Raw genomic sequence first — 219 nt, 5'->3', positions numbered from 1 at the left:
ACAGAAGCGTCAGCACTAGCGCCGCAGTAAGCCTCACCGGTATTCCAGCGCCACGCTGTCCTGACCTAACTGGTCGCGCAGCGATTGCAGCAGTTCATCGGTCGGCGACACACGCCAGTTCTCCCCGCAGGTGAAGCGAGCCTGGTTATGGCCCTGCAGGTACATCATAGACACCGGACAGCTGCCGCCGCGCCCTGACTCCAGGGTGCGCTGTAGCTG

General features: G+C 63.0%; 1 protein-coding gene. It reads right to left on the bottom strand.

The genetic code is table 11. The features are described from left to right. Nucleotides 1–33 precede the first annotated feature (33 nt). On the bottom strand, nucleotides 34–219 hold a 186-nt coding region (locus A3709_RS23955), incomplete at its 5' end, for a hypothetical protein (RefSeq protein ID WP_197484250.1).

Origin of the sequence: Halioglobus sp. HI00S01, from assembly GCF_001635445.1 — a bacterium.
Lineage (GTDB): Bacteria > Pseudomonadota > Gammaproteobacteria > Pseudomonadales > Halieaceae > Halioglobus > Halioglobus japonicus.
This window is presented reverse-complemented; position numbering and strand designations above follow the sequence as displayed.